At 64.9% G+C, this 14516-nt stretch carries 12 protein-coding genes; all 12 read left to right on the top strand.

The features are described 5' to 3' along the window. The first annotated feature begins 87 nt into the window (after positions 1-87). The 12 genes from ppsA (at position 88) to DES44_RS22735 (ending at position 14508) form a co-directional block, all read left to right on the top strand. Complete coding sequence (ppsA, locus tag DES44_RS22795; protein WP_058934367.1) at positions 88-2499, top strand: phosphoenolpyruvate synthase; 2412 nt, start codon at positions 88-90, stop codon at positions 2497-2499. Positions 2500-3038: 539 nt separating this feature from the next. After that, the gene (locus tag DES44_RS22790; protein WP_083525431.1) at positions 3039-5189 is read left to right on the top strand and encodes a sodium:solute symporter family protein; all 2151 of its coding nucleotides are present in this window, start codon (positions 3039-3041) and stop codon (positions 5187-5189) included. 138 nt (positions 5190-5327) lie between these two features. Continuing rightward, positions 5328-5690, top strand: coding sequence for a 30S ribosomal protein S6 (gene rpsF / locus DES44_RS22785; protein WP_058934368.1), 363 nt, complete (start codon positions 5328-5330; stop codon positions 5688-5690). Positions 5691-5795: 105 nt separating this feature from the next. Beyond that, positions 5796-6080 carry a primosomal replication protein N gene (priB, locus tag DES44_RS22780; RefSeq protein WP_058934369.1) on the top strand — a complete coding sequence of 95 codons (285 nt, stop codon included), beginning with the start codon at positions 5796-5798 and terminating at the stop codon, positions 6078-6080. A 77-nt stretch (positions 6081-6157) separates the two neighbouring features. Beyond that, entirely contained in the window at positions 6158-6448 is a 291-nt protein-coding gene (rpsR, locus tag DES44_RS22775; RefSeq protein ID WP_058934370.1) for a 30S ribosomal protein S18, read from the top strand. Positions 6449-6458: 10 nt separating this feature from the next. Next, positions 6459-6911, top strand: a complete 453-nt coding sequence (rplI, locus tag DES44_RS22770) for a 50S ribosomal protein L9 (RefSeq protein WP_058934371.1) — start codon at positions 6459-6461, stop codon at positions 6909-6911. 196 nt (positions 6912-7107) lie between these two features. Beyond that, on the top strand, positions 7108-8535 hold the full coding sequence (gene dnaB / locus DES44_RS22765) for a replicative DNA helicase (RefSeq protein ID WP_058934372.1): 1428 nt from the start codon (positions 7108-7110) through the stop codon (positions 8533-8535). 15 nt (positions 8536-8550) lie between these two features. After that, entirely contained in the window at positions 8551-9930 is a 1380-nt protein-coding gene (locus tag DES44_RS25340; protein WP_058934373.1) for a BaiN/RdsA family NAD(P)/FAD-dependent oxidoreductase, read from the top strand. Between the two features lie 271 nt (positions 9931-10201). Next, on the top strand, positions 10202-11536 hold the full coding sequence (locus DES44_RS22750; protein ID WP_058934374.1) for an ABC transporter substrate-binding protein: 1335 nt from the start codon (positions 10202-10204) through the stop codon (positions 11534-11536). A 170-nt stretch (positions 11537-11706) separates the two neighbouring features. Beyond that, the gene (locus DES44_RS22745) at positions 11707-12567 is read left to right on the top strand and encodes a carbohydrate ABC transporter permease (protein ID WP_058934375.1); all 861 of its coding nucleotides are present in this window, start codon (positions 11707-11709) and stop codon (positions 12565-12567) included. A 12-nt stretch (positions 12568-12579) separates the two neighbouring features. Beyond that, positions 12580-13416, top strand: a complete 837-nt coding sequence (locus DES44_RS22740) for a carbohydrate ABC transporter permease (RefSeq protein ID WP_058934376.1) — start codon at positions 12580-12582, stop codon at positions 13414-13416. A gap of 48 nt (positions 13417-13464) precedes the next feature. Beyond that, positions 13465-14508, top strand: coding sequence for an ABC transporter ATP-binding protein (locus tag DES44_RS22735; protein ID WP_058934377.1), 1044 nt, complete (start codon positions 13465-13467; stop codon positions 14506-14508). Positions 14509-14516: the final 8 nt, after the last annotated feature.

Genomic DNA, 14516 nt, shown 5'->3' with positions numbered 1-14516 from the left:
CAAGCGCGTCCCTGCGCATGACGCTTCCCGGCAGGACATGCCTCACGGCCCCGGGGCCCCAGTTTTCCAACATCACGGAGTTTTCCCATGTCTGATGCACGCTTCGAGGCGACCGCCCTGGTTGTACCCTTCGAGAAACTGAGGATGACCGACGTCGAGTCGGTCGGCGGCAAGAACGCCTCGCTCGGCGAGATGATTTCGCAACTGGCGGATGCCGGCGTGCGGGTGCCTGGCGGCTTCGCCACGACGGCCCATGCCTTCCGTGAGTTCCTCAAGTACGAAGGCCTGGATGCCCGCATCCAGAAGCGCCTGGCTGACCTCAATACCGACGACGTGCGTGCCCTGGCGGAAGCGGGTGCGCAGATTCGCGGTTGGGTGGAAGCCCAGCCGTTCCCGCAGGATCTGGAAGCGGCCATTCGGGCGGAGTTCGCCCGTGTGACCGAAGGCCAGCCGGACGCTTCGTTTGCCGTGCGGTCTTCCGCCACTGCGGAAGACCTGCCGGATGCGTCCTTTGCCGGTCAGCAGGAAACCTTCCTGAACGTGGTGGGCATCGAAGATGTCCTGCACAAGATGAAGGAGGTGTTTGCCTCCCTCTATAACGACCGCGCCATCAGCTATCGCGTCCACAAGGGCTTTGCTCACAGCGATGTGGCTCTGTCGGCCGGTGTGCAGCGCATGGTTCGCTCCGATCTGGGCGCGGCCGGCGTGATGTTCACCATCGACACCGAATCCGGTTTCAAGGATGTGGTGTTCATCACCTCCAGCTACGGTTTGGGCGAAACGGTGGTGCAGGGCGCCGTGAACCCGGACGAGTTCTACGTGCACAAGCCGGCGCTGACGCGCGGCAAGTTCCCCATCATCCGCCGCAACCTGGGCTCCAAGCTGATCCAGATGACCTTCTCCACGCCGGAGGAGAAGGCGGCCAGCGGCAAGCTGGTCAAGACGGTGGATGTGGAAGTCGAGCAGCGCAATCGCTATTCTCTGACCGATGAGGATGTGATCCAGCTGTCGCGTTACGCCCTGATCATCGAGCAGCATTACGGCCGCCCGATGGACATCGAATGGGGCAAGGACGGCCAGGATGGCCAGCTGTACATCCTTCAGGCGCGTCCGGAGACGGTGAAGAGCCAGTCCGAAGGCCAGGTTGAGCAGCGCTACAAGCTCAAGGGCCAGGGCACTGTGTTGGTCGAGGGCCGGGCGATTGGCCAGAAGATTGGGACTGGTCCGGTTCGGCTGGTCGAGAGCGTGGCAGAAATGGAGCGGGTGCAGCCGGGTGACGTGCTGGTCACCGACATGACCGATCCCAACTGGGAGCCGGTGATGAAGCGGGCCAGCGCCATCATCACCAACCGCGGTGGCCGCACCTGCCACGCCGCCATCATCGCGCGTGAGCTGGGCATTCCTGCCGTGGTGGGCTGCGGTGACGCAACCGACAAGCTCAAGGATGGCCAACTGGTCACCGTGGCTTGCTCGGAAGGCGACACCGGCTACATCTACGACGGCCTGCTGGAGACGGAGGTCAGCGAAGTCCATCGGGGTGAGCTGCCGTACTGCCAGGTCAAGATCATGATGAACGTCGGCAATCCGCAGCTGGCTTTCAACTTCGCGCAGATGCCCAACAGCGGCGTGGGGCTGGCGCGTCTCGAGTTCATCATCAACAACAACATCGGCGTGCATCCGAAGGCGATCCTCGACTATCCGAATGTCGACAGCGACCTGAAGAAGGCGGTCGAATCGGTGGCGCGGGGTCATGCTTCGCCGCGTGCCTTCTATGTCGACAAGCTGGCCGAAGGCATTGCCACCATCGCGGCGGCGTTCTGGCCGCAGCCGGTCATCGTGCGCCTGTCTGACTTCAAGAGCAATGAGTACCGCAAGCTCATCGGCGGCTCGCGCTACGAGCCGGACGAAGAGAACCCGATGCTGGGTTTCCGTGGTGCGTCGCGCTACATCAGCGGCGAGTTCTCGGACGCGTTCGCCATGGAGTGCGAGGCCCTGAAGCGGGTGCGCCATGACATGGGCCTGACCAACGTCGAGATCATGGTGCCGTTCGTGCGGACCGTGACGCAGGCGGAGAAGGTGGTGGCCATGCTGGCCGAGCGAGGCCTCAAGCGTGCTGCTGCCGGTGGCAAGGACGATCTGCGCGTCATCATGATGTGCGAGGTGCCGAGCAACGCCATCCTGGCCGAGAAGTTCCTGGAGCATTTCGACGGCATGTCGATTGGCTCCAACGACCTGACCCAGCTGACCCTGGGTCTGGATCGGGATTCGGGTCTGGAGCTGCTGTCGGGCGACTTTGATGAACGTGACCCTGCCGTGAAGGCGCTGATCTCGCGCGCCATTGCCGCTTGCCGTGCAACCGGCAAGTACGTCGGTATCTGCGGTCAGGGCCCCAGCGACCATCCGGACTTCGCCGACTGGCTGGCGGAGGAGGGCATCGTGTCCATCTCCTTGAACCCGGATACCGTCATCGAGACCTGGACGCGGCTGGCGTCGAAGTAAGAGCATCATGGGGGGCGATGCGCTTCCCTCTGCTGACACTACCGAAAGGGCAGCATCGCTGCCCTTTTTTTTCGCTTGCGGTGGCGGTCGGGGTCTCGGTCGCGGTCGGGGCGCAGGGCAAAGACCGTAGGACCGAGGTCCGCAGCGAAGGTGAGGCATGCCGGCGGGTTTGGGGGTGTGAGTCCGGAGGTCTTGAGGGCGGACGCCCTCAAGACTCCCCTGCGGTGCTCGGAAGTCGGGGCGGGCCCAACTCGCTTCGCTCACCTGCGGCTCGCTCCGCTCAAACAGCCGGTCCCTCTAGCTAGTCATTGACGCGCGCTTCGCGCGCCCCCGACTTCCTCCGCTCCTCGGCTCCTCCCACACACCCCCAAACCCGCCGGCATGCCCCACCTCAGCGCTCGCCCCCGCCACGCCCCACCCCCAACCCCACTCCACCCTCAACCGCGCCCCACACACATCGCGCCGTATCCAGGTCCCATGCCACCGTGCAGGAAATAACCGATGCGCCCAGCAACGCGACTGGCGAAGATCCATAGGCGATGTCCAAACCCACTCTCTTCAACCCCCAACAGTCGCCGCAGGCGCAGCAGGCCCAGGCGCCGCAGGAGCAGCAGGCGCCTCATGGCTTGGCGTCGGCGAGCGCTTTTCGCCGGCGTCTGAACCGCAACTACGCGGCCTATACCGTGGGCGTGGTGATGTTGGTCGGCGTGCTGGGTGTGCTCGAGCATTTCGGCATGTCCAAGCAGTGGCTGGGCTTCAGTTTTCTGCTGCTGACCGTGCTGGTGTATGCCGGCATCGGCGTGCTGAGCCGGACCACCGACCCGGTGGAGTACTACGTCGCTGGCCGGCGCGTTCCCGCGTTCTACAACGGCATGGCGGCAGGCGCCGACTGGATGAGTGCGGCGTCGTTCCTGGGCATGGCGGGGAGCCTCTACTTGTCGGGCTACGGCGGGCTGGCGTTTGTGCTGGGCTGGACCGGGGGGTTTTGTCTGGTGGCCCTGCTGCTCGCGCCGTATCTGCGTCGCTTCGCCAGGTTCACCGTCCCGGACTTCCTCGCGGAGCGCTTTGACAGTCGCGGCCTGCGAGTCATGGGCGCTGCGGCGGCAGTGCTGGTGTCGTTCATCTATCTGGTCGCGCAGATCTACGCCGTCGGGCTGATCACCACCCGGCTCACAGGGCTCACCTTCGAGATCGGTGTATTCGTCGGCCTCGGCGGCGTGCTGGTCTGCAGCTTTCTGGGCGGCATGAGGGCGGTCACCTGGACGCAGGTGGCGCAGTACATCATCATGATCCTGGCCTATGTGCTGCCGGTCATGTGGCTGTCCGTCCAGCAGACAGGTGGCCCGCTGCCGCAGCTGACGGCAGGCCGGCAGCTCCAGCAGATCACCGCCCGGGAGCAGGCCCTGCTGCAAGACCCCAAGGAACTGGAGGTGCGCGCCCTCTACGAACGCAGCGCCCGCGACTACGAGCGGATGATCGCCGAGCTGCCGCAGTCCCTGGACCTGGAACGCCAGGCCGCCTCCCAGCGCATCGCCCGCCTCAAGGCCGAGGATGCCCCGCTCGCGCAGATCCAGGCCGCCGAAAAGCTGCGGGCCGCGCTCCCCCGCACCGAAGTTCAGGCTCGCGAGCAATGGGCCTGGGCGGCGCATCAGCAGCACCAGCGCGCTCAGCCCCTGGCCGGCATGCCGCCCCACGCCCGGCCCTTCGCCGGCAACCCGGACGGCACCCCGGAAGAGCGCGAAGCCTTCGAACTCTCGCGCCGCAACTTCGTCGCCCTGGTGTTGGTGCTGATGGTCGGCACCGCCGGCTTGCCGCACATCCTGACGCGCTACTACACCACGCCCAGCGTCGCCGAGGCGCGCACCTCGGTTGCCTGGTCGCTGTTCTTCATTGCGCTGCTCTATCTCAGTGCGCCCGCGCTGGCCGTGCTACTCAAGCATGAGGTCTTCACCCACCTGGTCGGCATGCCCATCGCGGAGCTGCCGTCATGGGTCCGGCAATGGATGCGGGTGGATCCGGGCCTGCTCAGCATCCAGGACGTCAACCAGGACGGCATCCTGCAGCTCGCGGAGCTTCGCGTGGGGGGCGACGTCATCATGCTCATCACGCCAGAGCTGGCAGGGCTGCCCTATGTGCTGTCGGCCATGGTCGCCGCCGGCGCGCTGGCCGCAGCGCTCTCCACGGCGGACGGCCTGCTGCTGACCATCTCCAGCGCCCTGTCCCACGACATCTACTACCGCGTGCTGCATCCCGCCGCCTCGGCCACCCAGCGAGTGACCGTCTCGAAGGCCCTGCTGCTGGCCACGGCGCTCACCGCCGCCGCCGTCGCCACGCAGAAGCCGGCGGACATCCTGCTGCTGGTCTCCGCGGCCTTCTCCCTGGCCGGGGCCACGCTGGTGCCGGTGCTCGTGGGCGGCATCTTCTGGCGCCGCGCCAACAAGCACGGGGCCGCCGCCGCCATGCTCACCGGGCTGGGCGTCACGCTCTACTACATGATCAGCGCCCATGCGGGCCTGCGCCAGGCCCTGGGGCTGTCCGGAGACCCGCAGCTCTGGTGGGGCATTCAGCCCGTGGCCGCTGCGCTGTTCGGTCTGCCCGCAGGCATCCTGGCCCTGGTGGCGGTGAGCCTGCTCACCCCGCCACCGCCGGCGCCCGCTCAGGCGGTGCAGCGTCGCCTGCACGAGATCTAGCCCGGCATTTCCGCACGGCCGCAAATGCCCGGTGGACGCAACCCTGCGACTTGCACTAGAATCGCGGGCTTCCCTTGCCGGACCCAGGAGACGCTGGGGTTCGGCTTTCAGACCCTCTGAAACCCACAAGGAGTATTTATGCGTCATTACGAGATCGTTCTGCTGATCCATCCGGATCAAAGCGAACAAGTTCCGGCCATGCTGGAGCGCTACAAGGGCCTGGTCACCAACGGTGGTGGCAAGGTGCATCGCGTGGAAGACTGGGGCCGCCGTCAACTGGCCTACATGATCCAGAAGCTGGCCAAGGCACATTACCTGTGCCTGAACATCGAGGCATCCAAGGAAATCCTGGGTGAGCTCGAGACCGGTTTCCGCTTCAACGACGCCGTGCTGCGTCACCTGACCGTTGCCAAGGACAAGGCGGAGACCGCCCCCTCGGTGATGATGAAGGCTGTTGAGCGCGAAGAAGCCCGCAAGGCTCCCCAAGAAGCGTCCGCCTGAACTGGCCGTCGCGATTCCTGAAGTTCTCTGTTTCTGAATCAGCCGCTCGTGGCGATCCGGTTCCTGAAGACTGCGCTTTGAACCCTCTGGTCTGAACCAACTGGTATGAACCAACTGGTTTTAAGCGCACGAATCCTCGAACTCGCCGCAGTCCGCTACACCCCCGCCGGTCTTCCGGCCCTGGACCTGATGCTCACGCATGAGTCCCAGGCCGAAGAAGCCGGGGCCCGCCGCAAGGTGGCCCTGGAGATCAAAGCGGTGGCCGTGGGCGAGATCGTCAAACGGGTGCAGGCCCTGGGCCTGACGGAAGCTGCGGTGTTCACCGGGTTTCTGTCAGCACAGCGGCAAGGCCGAGGCACGGTGTTCCACATCACTGCCGTCGATCGCTGAGTCAGCGCTGGTACAGACGTCCTTCATTCAAGGTTTCGCGCACATCGTTTTATCTGGATAGATTCGAAGAGGTCAATATGCCCCCGCCACGTGGTAAAGGTCGGTTCTCGAAGGACCGCAAGCCCAAGCGCAACCAACAATCGCTGCTGTTCCGTCGCAAGCGTTTCTGCCGCTTCACCGTCGCCGGTGTTGAGCAGATCGACTACAAGGATGTCGACGTCCTGCGCGACTTCATCAGCGAAAACGGCAAGATCGTGCCCGCACGCCTGACCGGCACGCGCGCGTTCTACCAGCGTCAGCTGTCGGTCGCCATCAAGCGCGCCCGCTTCCTGGCTCTGCTGCCTTACAGCGACCAGCACAAGGTCTGAGGAGTACACCATGCAAGTGATCCTGCTTGAAAAGGTGGCCAACCTCGGCAACCTGGGTGACGTCGTCAAGGTCAAGGACGGCTACGCTCGTAACTTCCTGATCCCGACCCGCCGCGCCCGTCGCGCCACCGAGTCGGCCATCAAGGAATTCGAAGCCAAGCGCGCTGAGCTGGAAAAGGCTGCTGCTGAAAAGCTGGCCGCCGCCCAAGCTCTGGGCGAGCAACTGAACGGCAAGACCGTCACCATCAGCCAAAAGGCTGGCGTGGACGGCCGTCTGTTCGGCTCCGTCACCAACGCTGACATCGCAGAAGCACTGACCAAGTCCGGCATCGCCGTGGCCAAGTCGCAAGTGCGCCTGCCCAACGGTCCGCTGAAGACCGTCGGTGAATTCGCTGTGACCGTGGCTCCGCACACCGACGTGGTGTCGGACGTGACGGTGCAGATCGTCGCCGAAGCCGAGTAATTGGCACCTGATGCGTCGGTGGTTTGTCCACCGCGCATGCCCTAATGGTGGCCTCTCCGGAGGCTGCCACACTAGGACAAACGAAAGCCGACAGCTGAAAAGCGGTCGGCTTTCGGCATTTCAGGGCCTGGGGTTGTCCACGGGATGTCCCGGACTCTCCAGAGCTTGATCACCGCTTTCCCACAGAGTTGTCCACATGTCCGCGATTTTTTCCGCCAACCCGCCCGGTTCCGGCGCCCGCGACGACGATGTCGCCCGCCTGCGTGTGCCGCCCAATTCGGTGGAGGCCGAGCAGAGCGTGCTGGGAGGGCTGCTGATCGACAACACCGCCTGGGACAAGGCGGCTGACACCCTCAGCGACACCGACTTCTACCGCTTCGAGCACAAGCAGATCTATGCCGCCATCGGCAAGCTGGTGAACGCCGGCAAACCTGCGGACGTGGTGACGGTGTTCGAGGAACTGACCTCGCTGGGCAAGGCCGAGGAATGCGGCGGCCTGGCCTACCTGAATGCGTTGGCGCAGGGCGTGCCCAGTGCCGCCAACCTGCGCCGTTATGCGGAAATCGTCCGGGAGCGGGCCATCCTGCGCAAGCTGGTGGCCACCTCCGACGAGATCGCCACCGCTGCCCTCAATCCGCAGGGGCGTCCGGTCAATGAGATCCTGGACGAAGCCGAAGGCAAGATCTTCCGCATCAACGAAGAAGGCTCCCGCGGCGGCCAGGGCTTCCAGAGCATGGACCGGCTGATGGTCGAGCTGATGGACCGGGTCAATGAGCTGGCGGAGCAGGGGGCGGAAGACGTCACCGGCGTGCGCACCGGCTTCTTCGACCTGGACCGCATGACCGCCGGCCTGCAAAAGGGCGACCTCATCATCCTGGCGGCACGTCCCTCCATGGGCAAGACCGCTTTTGCGATCAACATTGGCGAATCGGTGGCCATCAATGAAGGCCTGCCGGTTGTCATCTATTCGATGGAAATGGGCGCCGCCCAGCTGGCTTTGCGGATGGTGGGCTCCATCGGCCGCATCGACCAGAGCCATCTGCGCACCGGTCGCCTGCAGGATGACGAATGGGGCCGACTGGCCGAGGCGGTCGACAAGCTGGGCAATGCGCCCATCTTCATCGATGAAAGCCCGGGCCTGTCGCCCAGCGAAGTGCGGGCCCGTGCCCGTCGCCAGGCGCGCATCTGCGGACAGCTGGGCCTGATCATCATCGACTATTTGCAGCTGATGAGCGGCAACGGCGGTGGCAGCGAGGAAAACCGGGCCACGGTGGTGGGCGAAATCTCGCGGGGCCTGAAGGCGCTGGCCAAGGAACTGCGGTGCCCGGTGATTGCGCTGTCGCAGCTCAACCGTTCGGTGGAAACGCGGCCGGACAAGCGGCCCATGATGTCGGACCTTCGTGAGTCCGGCGCCATCGAGCAGGACGCGGACATCATCATGTTCATCTACCGCGACGAGTACTACACCAAGGACGAGTGCAAGGAACCCGGCGTGGCGGAGATCATCATCGCCAAGCAGCGTAATGGCCCGGTGGGCACGGTGAAGCTGGCCTTCCAGCGACAGAACACCAAGTTTGAAAATCTCGCGCCGGGCTATGTGAGCCCGGGCGGCGACGAGTACTGATCCGGGGCCTGGCAGATGAGCGCAGAAGTGGCGGTGGTGAACACCCAAGGCAAAGGCCCCCAGGAGATCGTCACCGATGTGGTCGTGATCGGCGCTGGCGCCGCTGGCCTGATGTGCGCCGCGCAAGCCGGTGCACGTGGCCGGCGGGTGCTGGTGCTGGACCATGCCAACAAGGCCGGCAAGAAGATCCTGATGTCCGGCGGCGGGAACTGCAACTTCACCAACCTCTACACCGAGCCGGCCAACTTCCTCTCGGAGAACACCCACTTCTGCAAATCGGCCCTGGCCCGCTACACGCAGTGGGACTTCATTGCGCTGGTCAACAAGCATCGCGTGCCGTATCACGAGAAGAAGCTGGGGCAGCTCTTCTGCGACAACAAGTCCATCGACATCCTGAAGATGCTGCTGGCTGAATGCGAGGCCGTGGGGGCCACGGTGCAGCTGAACACCAGCGTCGAGAAGATCGAGTGCATTCCGCGAGTGGACGCAATGAGCGGTGAGGGCGCGCAGGTCGCGGAAGGTGTCGTTGCATCCAACTCCACGCCTGCCAAGGCCACCAAGGCCGACAAGCGCGCCAAGGCGGCCAAGCCCTCCAAAGGCGCCTCCGCAGCCCCCGCCGCACCGCCCAACGACGGCTACCTGCTGCACACCTCCATCGGCCCTGTCCGCTGCCAGTCGCTGGTCATCGCCACCGGCGGCCTCTCCATCCCCAGCATGGGCGCCACCGGCTTCGGCTACGACGTCGCCCGGCAGTTCGGCCACCGCGTGCTGCCCACCCGCGCCGGCCTGGTGCCGTTCACCATCACCGATCAGCTCAAGGACCTGTGCACCGAGCTCTCCGGCACGTCGGTGGACTGCCTGGTGAGCTGCAACGGCAAGAGCTTCCGCGAGAACATCCTGTTCACCCACCGCGGGCTCAGCGGCCCGGCCATCCTGCAGATCTCGTCCTACTGGCTGCCGGGCCAGGCGGTGGAGATCAACCTGCTGCCCGACCGCTCGGTGCCGGACTGGCTGGCCCAGCAGCGCCTGGACCGTCCCAATGCTGAGCTCAAGACGCTGCTCGGCGAGGTCTTCACCAAGAAGATGGCGCAGTTGCTTTGCGAGCAATGGTTCCCGTCCAAGCCCATCAAGCAATACACGCATGCGGAGATGGAGGCCATCGCCGACAAGCTCTCCGCCTGGCAGGTGGTGCCGGCGGGCACCGAGGGCTACCGCACCGCGGAAGTGACCCTGGGCGGCGTGGACACTCGGGAGGTGTCGTCCAAGACGATGGAGTCGCTCAAGTCGCCGGGCCTGTACTTCATCGGCGAGGTGCTGGATGTGACCGGCCATCTGGGCGGATTCAATTTCCAATGGGCCTGGGCCTCCGCCCACGCCGCCGCACAGTTCGTCTGACCTCGCTCAGCACACCCGCGACGGCCGGGTGAGCGCCTGGCGGCCCTCAGCGGCCGCTCCCCGCATCTGCTGTTGCCAAAATCCGCCCACCAGGGGCGATCTCTGTACTTGGTTTCGCCAGATTAGTAGTAACACTAATCAAGTGGTGCAACTCAGTATCTTCTGATGGACCACTGGGTACCACCGCGGCATTTCTGCATCGGTATCGTTCGTGTCGTCGGCGCTGCTCCCCCACGCCGGACATGAAAACCAACAAACAGGAGACTCCCCGATGCACGCTTCCATTCGTGTCGCGCGTGCCGCTCGTGTAGCGGCCGCGGCTGCGGCGGTGATGTGGTCCTTCGCCGGTGCGGCGCAGGCGCAGACCGAGCTGGTGATTGCCACCGTGAACAACGGTCACATGATCGAGATGCAAAAGCTCAGCAAGCATTTCGAGCAGGCCAACCCCGACATCAAGCTCAAGTGGGTCACGCTGGAAGAAGGGGTGCTGCGCCAGCGCGTCACCACCGACATCGCCACCAAGGGCGGCCAGTTCGACGTGATGACCATCGGCCTGTACGAGGCGCCGATCTGGAGCAAGAAGGGCTGGCTGCAAGAGCTCAAGCCCGATGCCGGCTATGACGTGGACGACCTGCTGCCGGCCGTGCGCGCCGGTCTGTCGGTGGACGGCAAGCTGTTTGCCGCGCCGTTCTACGCCGAGAGCTCCATGCTGATGTACCGCAAGGACCTGGCCGACAAGGCGGGCGTGCAGGTGCCCGAGCGTCCGACCTGGCCGCAGATCAAGGACCTGGCGGCCAAGATCCATGACCCCAAGAACGGCATCTACGGCATCTGCCTGCGTGGCAAGCCGGGCTGGGGCGACAACATGGCGCTGATCACCACCATTGCCAACACCTTTGGCGGTCAGTGGTTCGACATGCAATGGAAGCCGCAGCTCGAGTCCAAGCCGTGGAAGGAAGCGGTCAGCTTCTATGTGGACCTGCTGAAGAACTACGGCCCGCCCGGGTCGTCGGCCAACAGCTTCAATGAGATCCTGGCGCTGACCAGCTCCGGCAAGTGCGGCATGTGGGTGGACGCGACGATCGCGGCCTCGTTCGTGTCGGATCCGAAGCAGTCGAAGGTCGCGTCGCAGATGGCCTTTGCGCAGGCGCCGACGATGAACACGCCGAAGGGCGCCAACTGGCTCTGGTCCTGGAATCTGGCGATTCCGGCGGGCTCGAAGAAGGTGGCGGCGGCGCAGAAGTTCATCACCTGGTCGACCAGCAAGGAGTACATCCAGCTGGTGGCCAAGACCAATGGCTGGGCGAATGTGCCGACCGGGACCCGCAAGAGCACCTATGCGAATGCGGAGTTCCAGAAGGCGGCTCGGTTTGCGGCTGCGGAGAAGACGGCGATCGACTCGGCCAATCCGACCGATGCGACGCTGCCGAAGAGCCCGTATGTGGGCGTGCAGTTCGCCGCGATTCCGGAGTTCCAGGCGATCGGCATCGCCGTCGGACAGCAGATGAGCGCCGCTGTGGCAGGGCGTGTCTCAGTCGACGACGCATTGAAGGCGAGCCAGGTGACCGCCGACCGCGAAATGCGCAAGGCCGGCTACTACAAGTGAACAAGGGCTCGTAAGGCTACTGCGCGGTCCGATCTGCCGGTGGTGTTCCTCGCCGTACGGGAGTACGGCTCCGGGACAGCACCGGCACCACTCGCTACGCCTTCCAGGCACTTGTTCCCTACGTGGCGACGTCGCCCTTCGCCGCTCTCGGCGTCCCTGAATAGACCATCATGAAACGACTGCTTCCGCGTTTGCTGCTGGCGCCAGCCATGGGGACGCTCTTCCTCTGGATGATCGTGCCTCTGGGCATGACCATTTACTTCTCCCTGATCCGCTACAACCTCATGCAGCCGGATCAGACAGGATTCGCAGGGCTGGAGAACTTCGAGTTCTTCGTCACCGACCCATCGTTCGGGCCCGCCGTCGTCAACACCCTCCTGCTGCTGGGCAGCGTGATCCTGGCCACTGCCGTGCTCGGCGTGCTCATCGCGCTGCTGGTCAACAGCCCGTTCCCCGGTCGCGGCATCGTGCGCGTGCTGCTGATCTCGCCGTTCTTCGTCATGCCCACCGTCAATGCACTGATGTGGAAGAACATGATGATGAACCCCATCTACGGCGTGCTCGCCCAGGTGTGGATGTTCTTCGGCGCCCAGCCCGTCGATTGGCTCACCGACCATCCCCTGTTCTCCGTCATCGTGATGGTGTCCTGGCAGTGGCTCCCGTTCGCCACCCTCATCTTCATGACCGCGCTGCAAAGCATGGACCAGGAACAGCTGGAAGCCGCCCGCATGGACGGCGCCACCTACCTGCAGCAGCTTCGCTACCTCTACCTGCCGCACCTGGGCCGCTCCATCGCCGTGGTGGTGATGATCGAACTCATCTTCCTGCTCAGCGTCTTCGCCGAGATCTACACCACCACCAGCGGCGGCCCCGGCGACGCCAGCACCAACGTCACCTTCCTGATCTTCAAGCAGGCCCTGCTGAACTTTGACGCCGGCGTGGCCTCCGCCGGTGCCCTGTTCGCCGTGCTGCTGGCCAACATCGCCGCGGTGTTCCTCATCCGCCTCGTTGGCAAAAACCTGGACAAGTAAGGAGCGCCCCCAATGTCGTCCCGTCGTCGTCCCATCCTGCCGCTGGGCCTCGTGCTGCGCACCCTGTCCGCCTGGGCCGTGGCCCTGCTGCTGTTCTTCCCGCTGGGCTGGCTGTTCCTCACCGCCTTCAAGACCGAGCTGCAAGCCATCGCGGTGCCGCCGCAGCTGTTCTTCTCGCCCACGCTGGAAAACTTCCACGAGGTTCAGGCCCGCAGCGACTACCTGCTCTATGCCAAGAACTCGGTGATCACCAGCGTGCTGTCCACCGTGCTGGGCCTGCTGCTGGCCGCACCCGCGGCCTACGCCATGGCCTTCTTCCGCGGCAAATACACCCGCGACATCCTGATGTGGATGCTCTCCACCAAGATGATGCCGGCCGTCGGCGCCCTGGTGCCCATCTACGTGCTGGCGCAGAAAAGCCATCTGCTGGACACGCAGCTGGCCCTGATCATCGTGTTTGCCCTGTCCAACCTGCCCATCATGGTGTGGATGCTGTATTCGCACTTCAAGGACATCCCGCCGGAAATCCTGGAAGCCGCCCGCATGGACGGCACCACGCTGTGGCAGGAAGTACGGCTGGTGCTGCTGCCGCTGGGCATGGGCGGCATCGCCTCCACCGGGCTGCTGTGCCTGGTGCTGTCCTGGAACGAGGCGTTCTGGAGCCTGAACCTCAGCGCCGCCAAGGCCGGCACGCTGGCCACCCTCATCGCGTCCTACTCCAGCCCCGAAGGCCTGTTCTGGGCCAAGCTCTCCGCGGCCTCGCTGATGGCCATCGCCCCCATCGTCGTGTTTGGCTGGTTCAGCCAGAAACAGCTGGTGCAGGGCCTGACCTTCGGCGCCGTCAAGTAAGCCGCCTCCCTTCGATTGTTTGCAGTCCAGATTTCAGGAACCACTGTCATGGCCTACCTCCAACTGCGCGGTGTCGAGAAATTCTTCGGTCGCCATCGCGCCATCAAAGGCATCGACCTCACCATCAACAAGGGCGAGTTCATCGTGTTCGTCGGCCCGTCGGGCTGCGGCAAGTCCACGCTGCTGCGGCTGATCGCGGGCCTGGAAGGCATCGACGGCGGCACGCTGGAGCTCGACGGTCGCGACATCACCGACCTGCCGTCCAGCAAGCGCGACCTGGCGATGGTGTTCCAGAGCTACGCGCTCTATCCGCACATGAGCGTCTACGAGAACATGAGCTTCGCGCTGAAGCTGGCCAAGGTGGATCCTGCCGTGATCCGCGAGAAGGTCGAACGCGCCGCCACCACGCTCAACCTCACCAGCTACCTGGAGCGCACGCCCAAGGAACTGTCCGGCGGCCAGCGTCAGCGGGTGGCCATCGGTCGCGCCATCGTGCGTGCGCCCAAGGTGTTCCTGTTCGATGAGCCGCTGTCCAACCTGGACGCGGCCCTGCGCGGCCAGACCCGGGTGGAAATCGCCAAGCTGCACCGGGAGCTGGGCGCCACCACCATCTACGTGACTCACGATCAGGTCGAGGCCATGACCCTGGCCGACCGCGTCGTCGTGCTGCGGGATGGGCTGATCGAGCAGGTTGGCACGCCGCTGGAGCTCTACGACCGCCCGGCCAATCAGTTCGTGGCGCAGTTCATCGGCACGCCGCAGATGAATGTGGTGCCCGCTGTCCAGCTGCCGCCGCAGATGCGCCAGCAGGGCCCGCAGGCGGCTGCCGATGGGGCCATTGGCCTGCGCCCGGAAGCGGTGAGCGTGCTGCCCAAGGGGCAGGGCGCAGTCAGCGGCCGTGTCGAGCTGGTGGAGGCGCTGGGCGCCGAGACGCTGCTGTATGTGCGCACCGCCGAGGGCGCGCAACTGGTGGCCCGCCAGAGCGAGCGCACGCAGTTGCAGGCCGGGGACGACGTGTCCCTGAACGTCGCCACCGACCAGGCCCACTGGTTCGACAGCGCCGGCCGCGTGGTGCAGGCCGCCGCTCAATGATCCCCTGT

Origin of the sequence: Roseateles depolymerans (genome assembly GCF_003387155.1) — a bacterium.
Taxonomy (GTDB): domain Bacteria; phylum Pseudomonadota; class Gammaproteobacteria; order Burkholderiales; family Burkholderiaceae_C; genus Roseateles; species Roseateles depolymerans.
The sequence above is the reverse complement of the archived record's forward strand: the minus strand, read 5'-3'. Positions and strand labels throughout refer to the sequence as shown.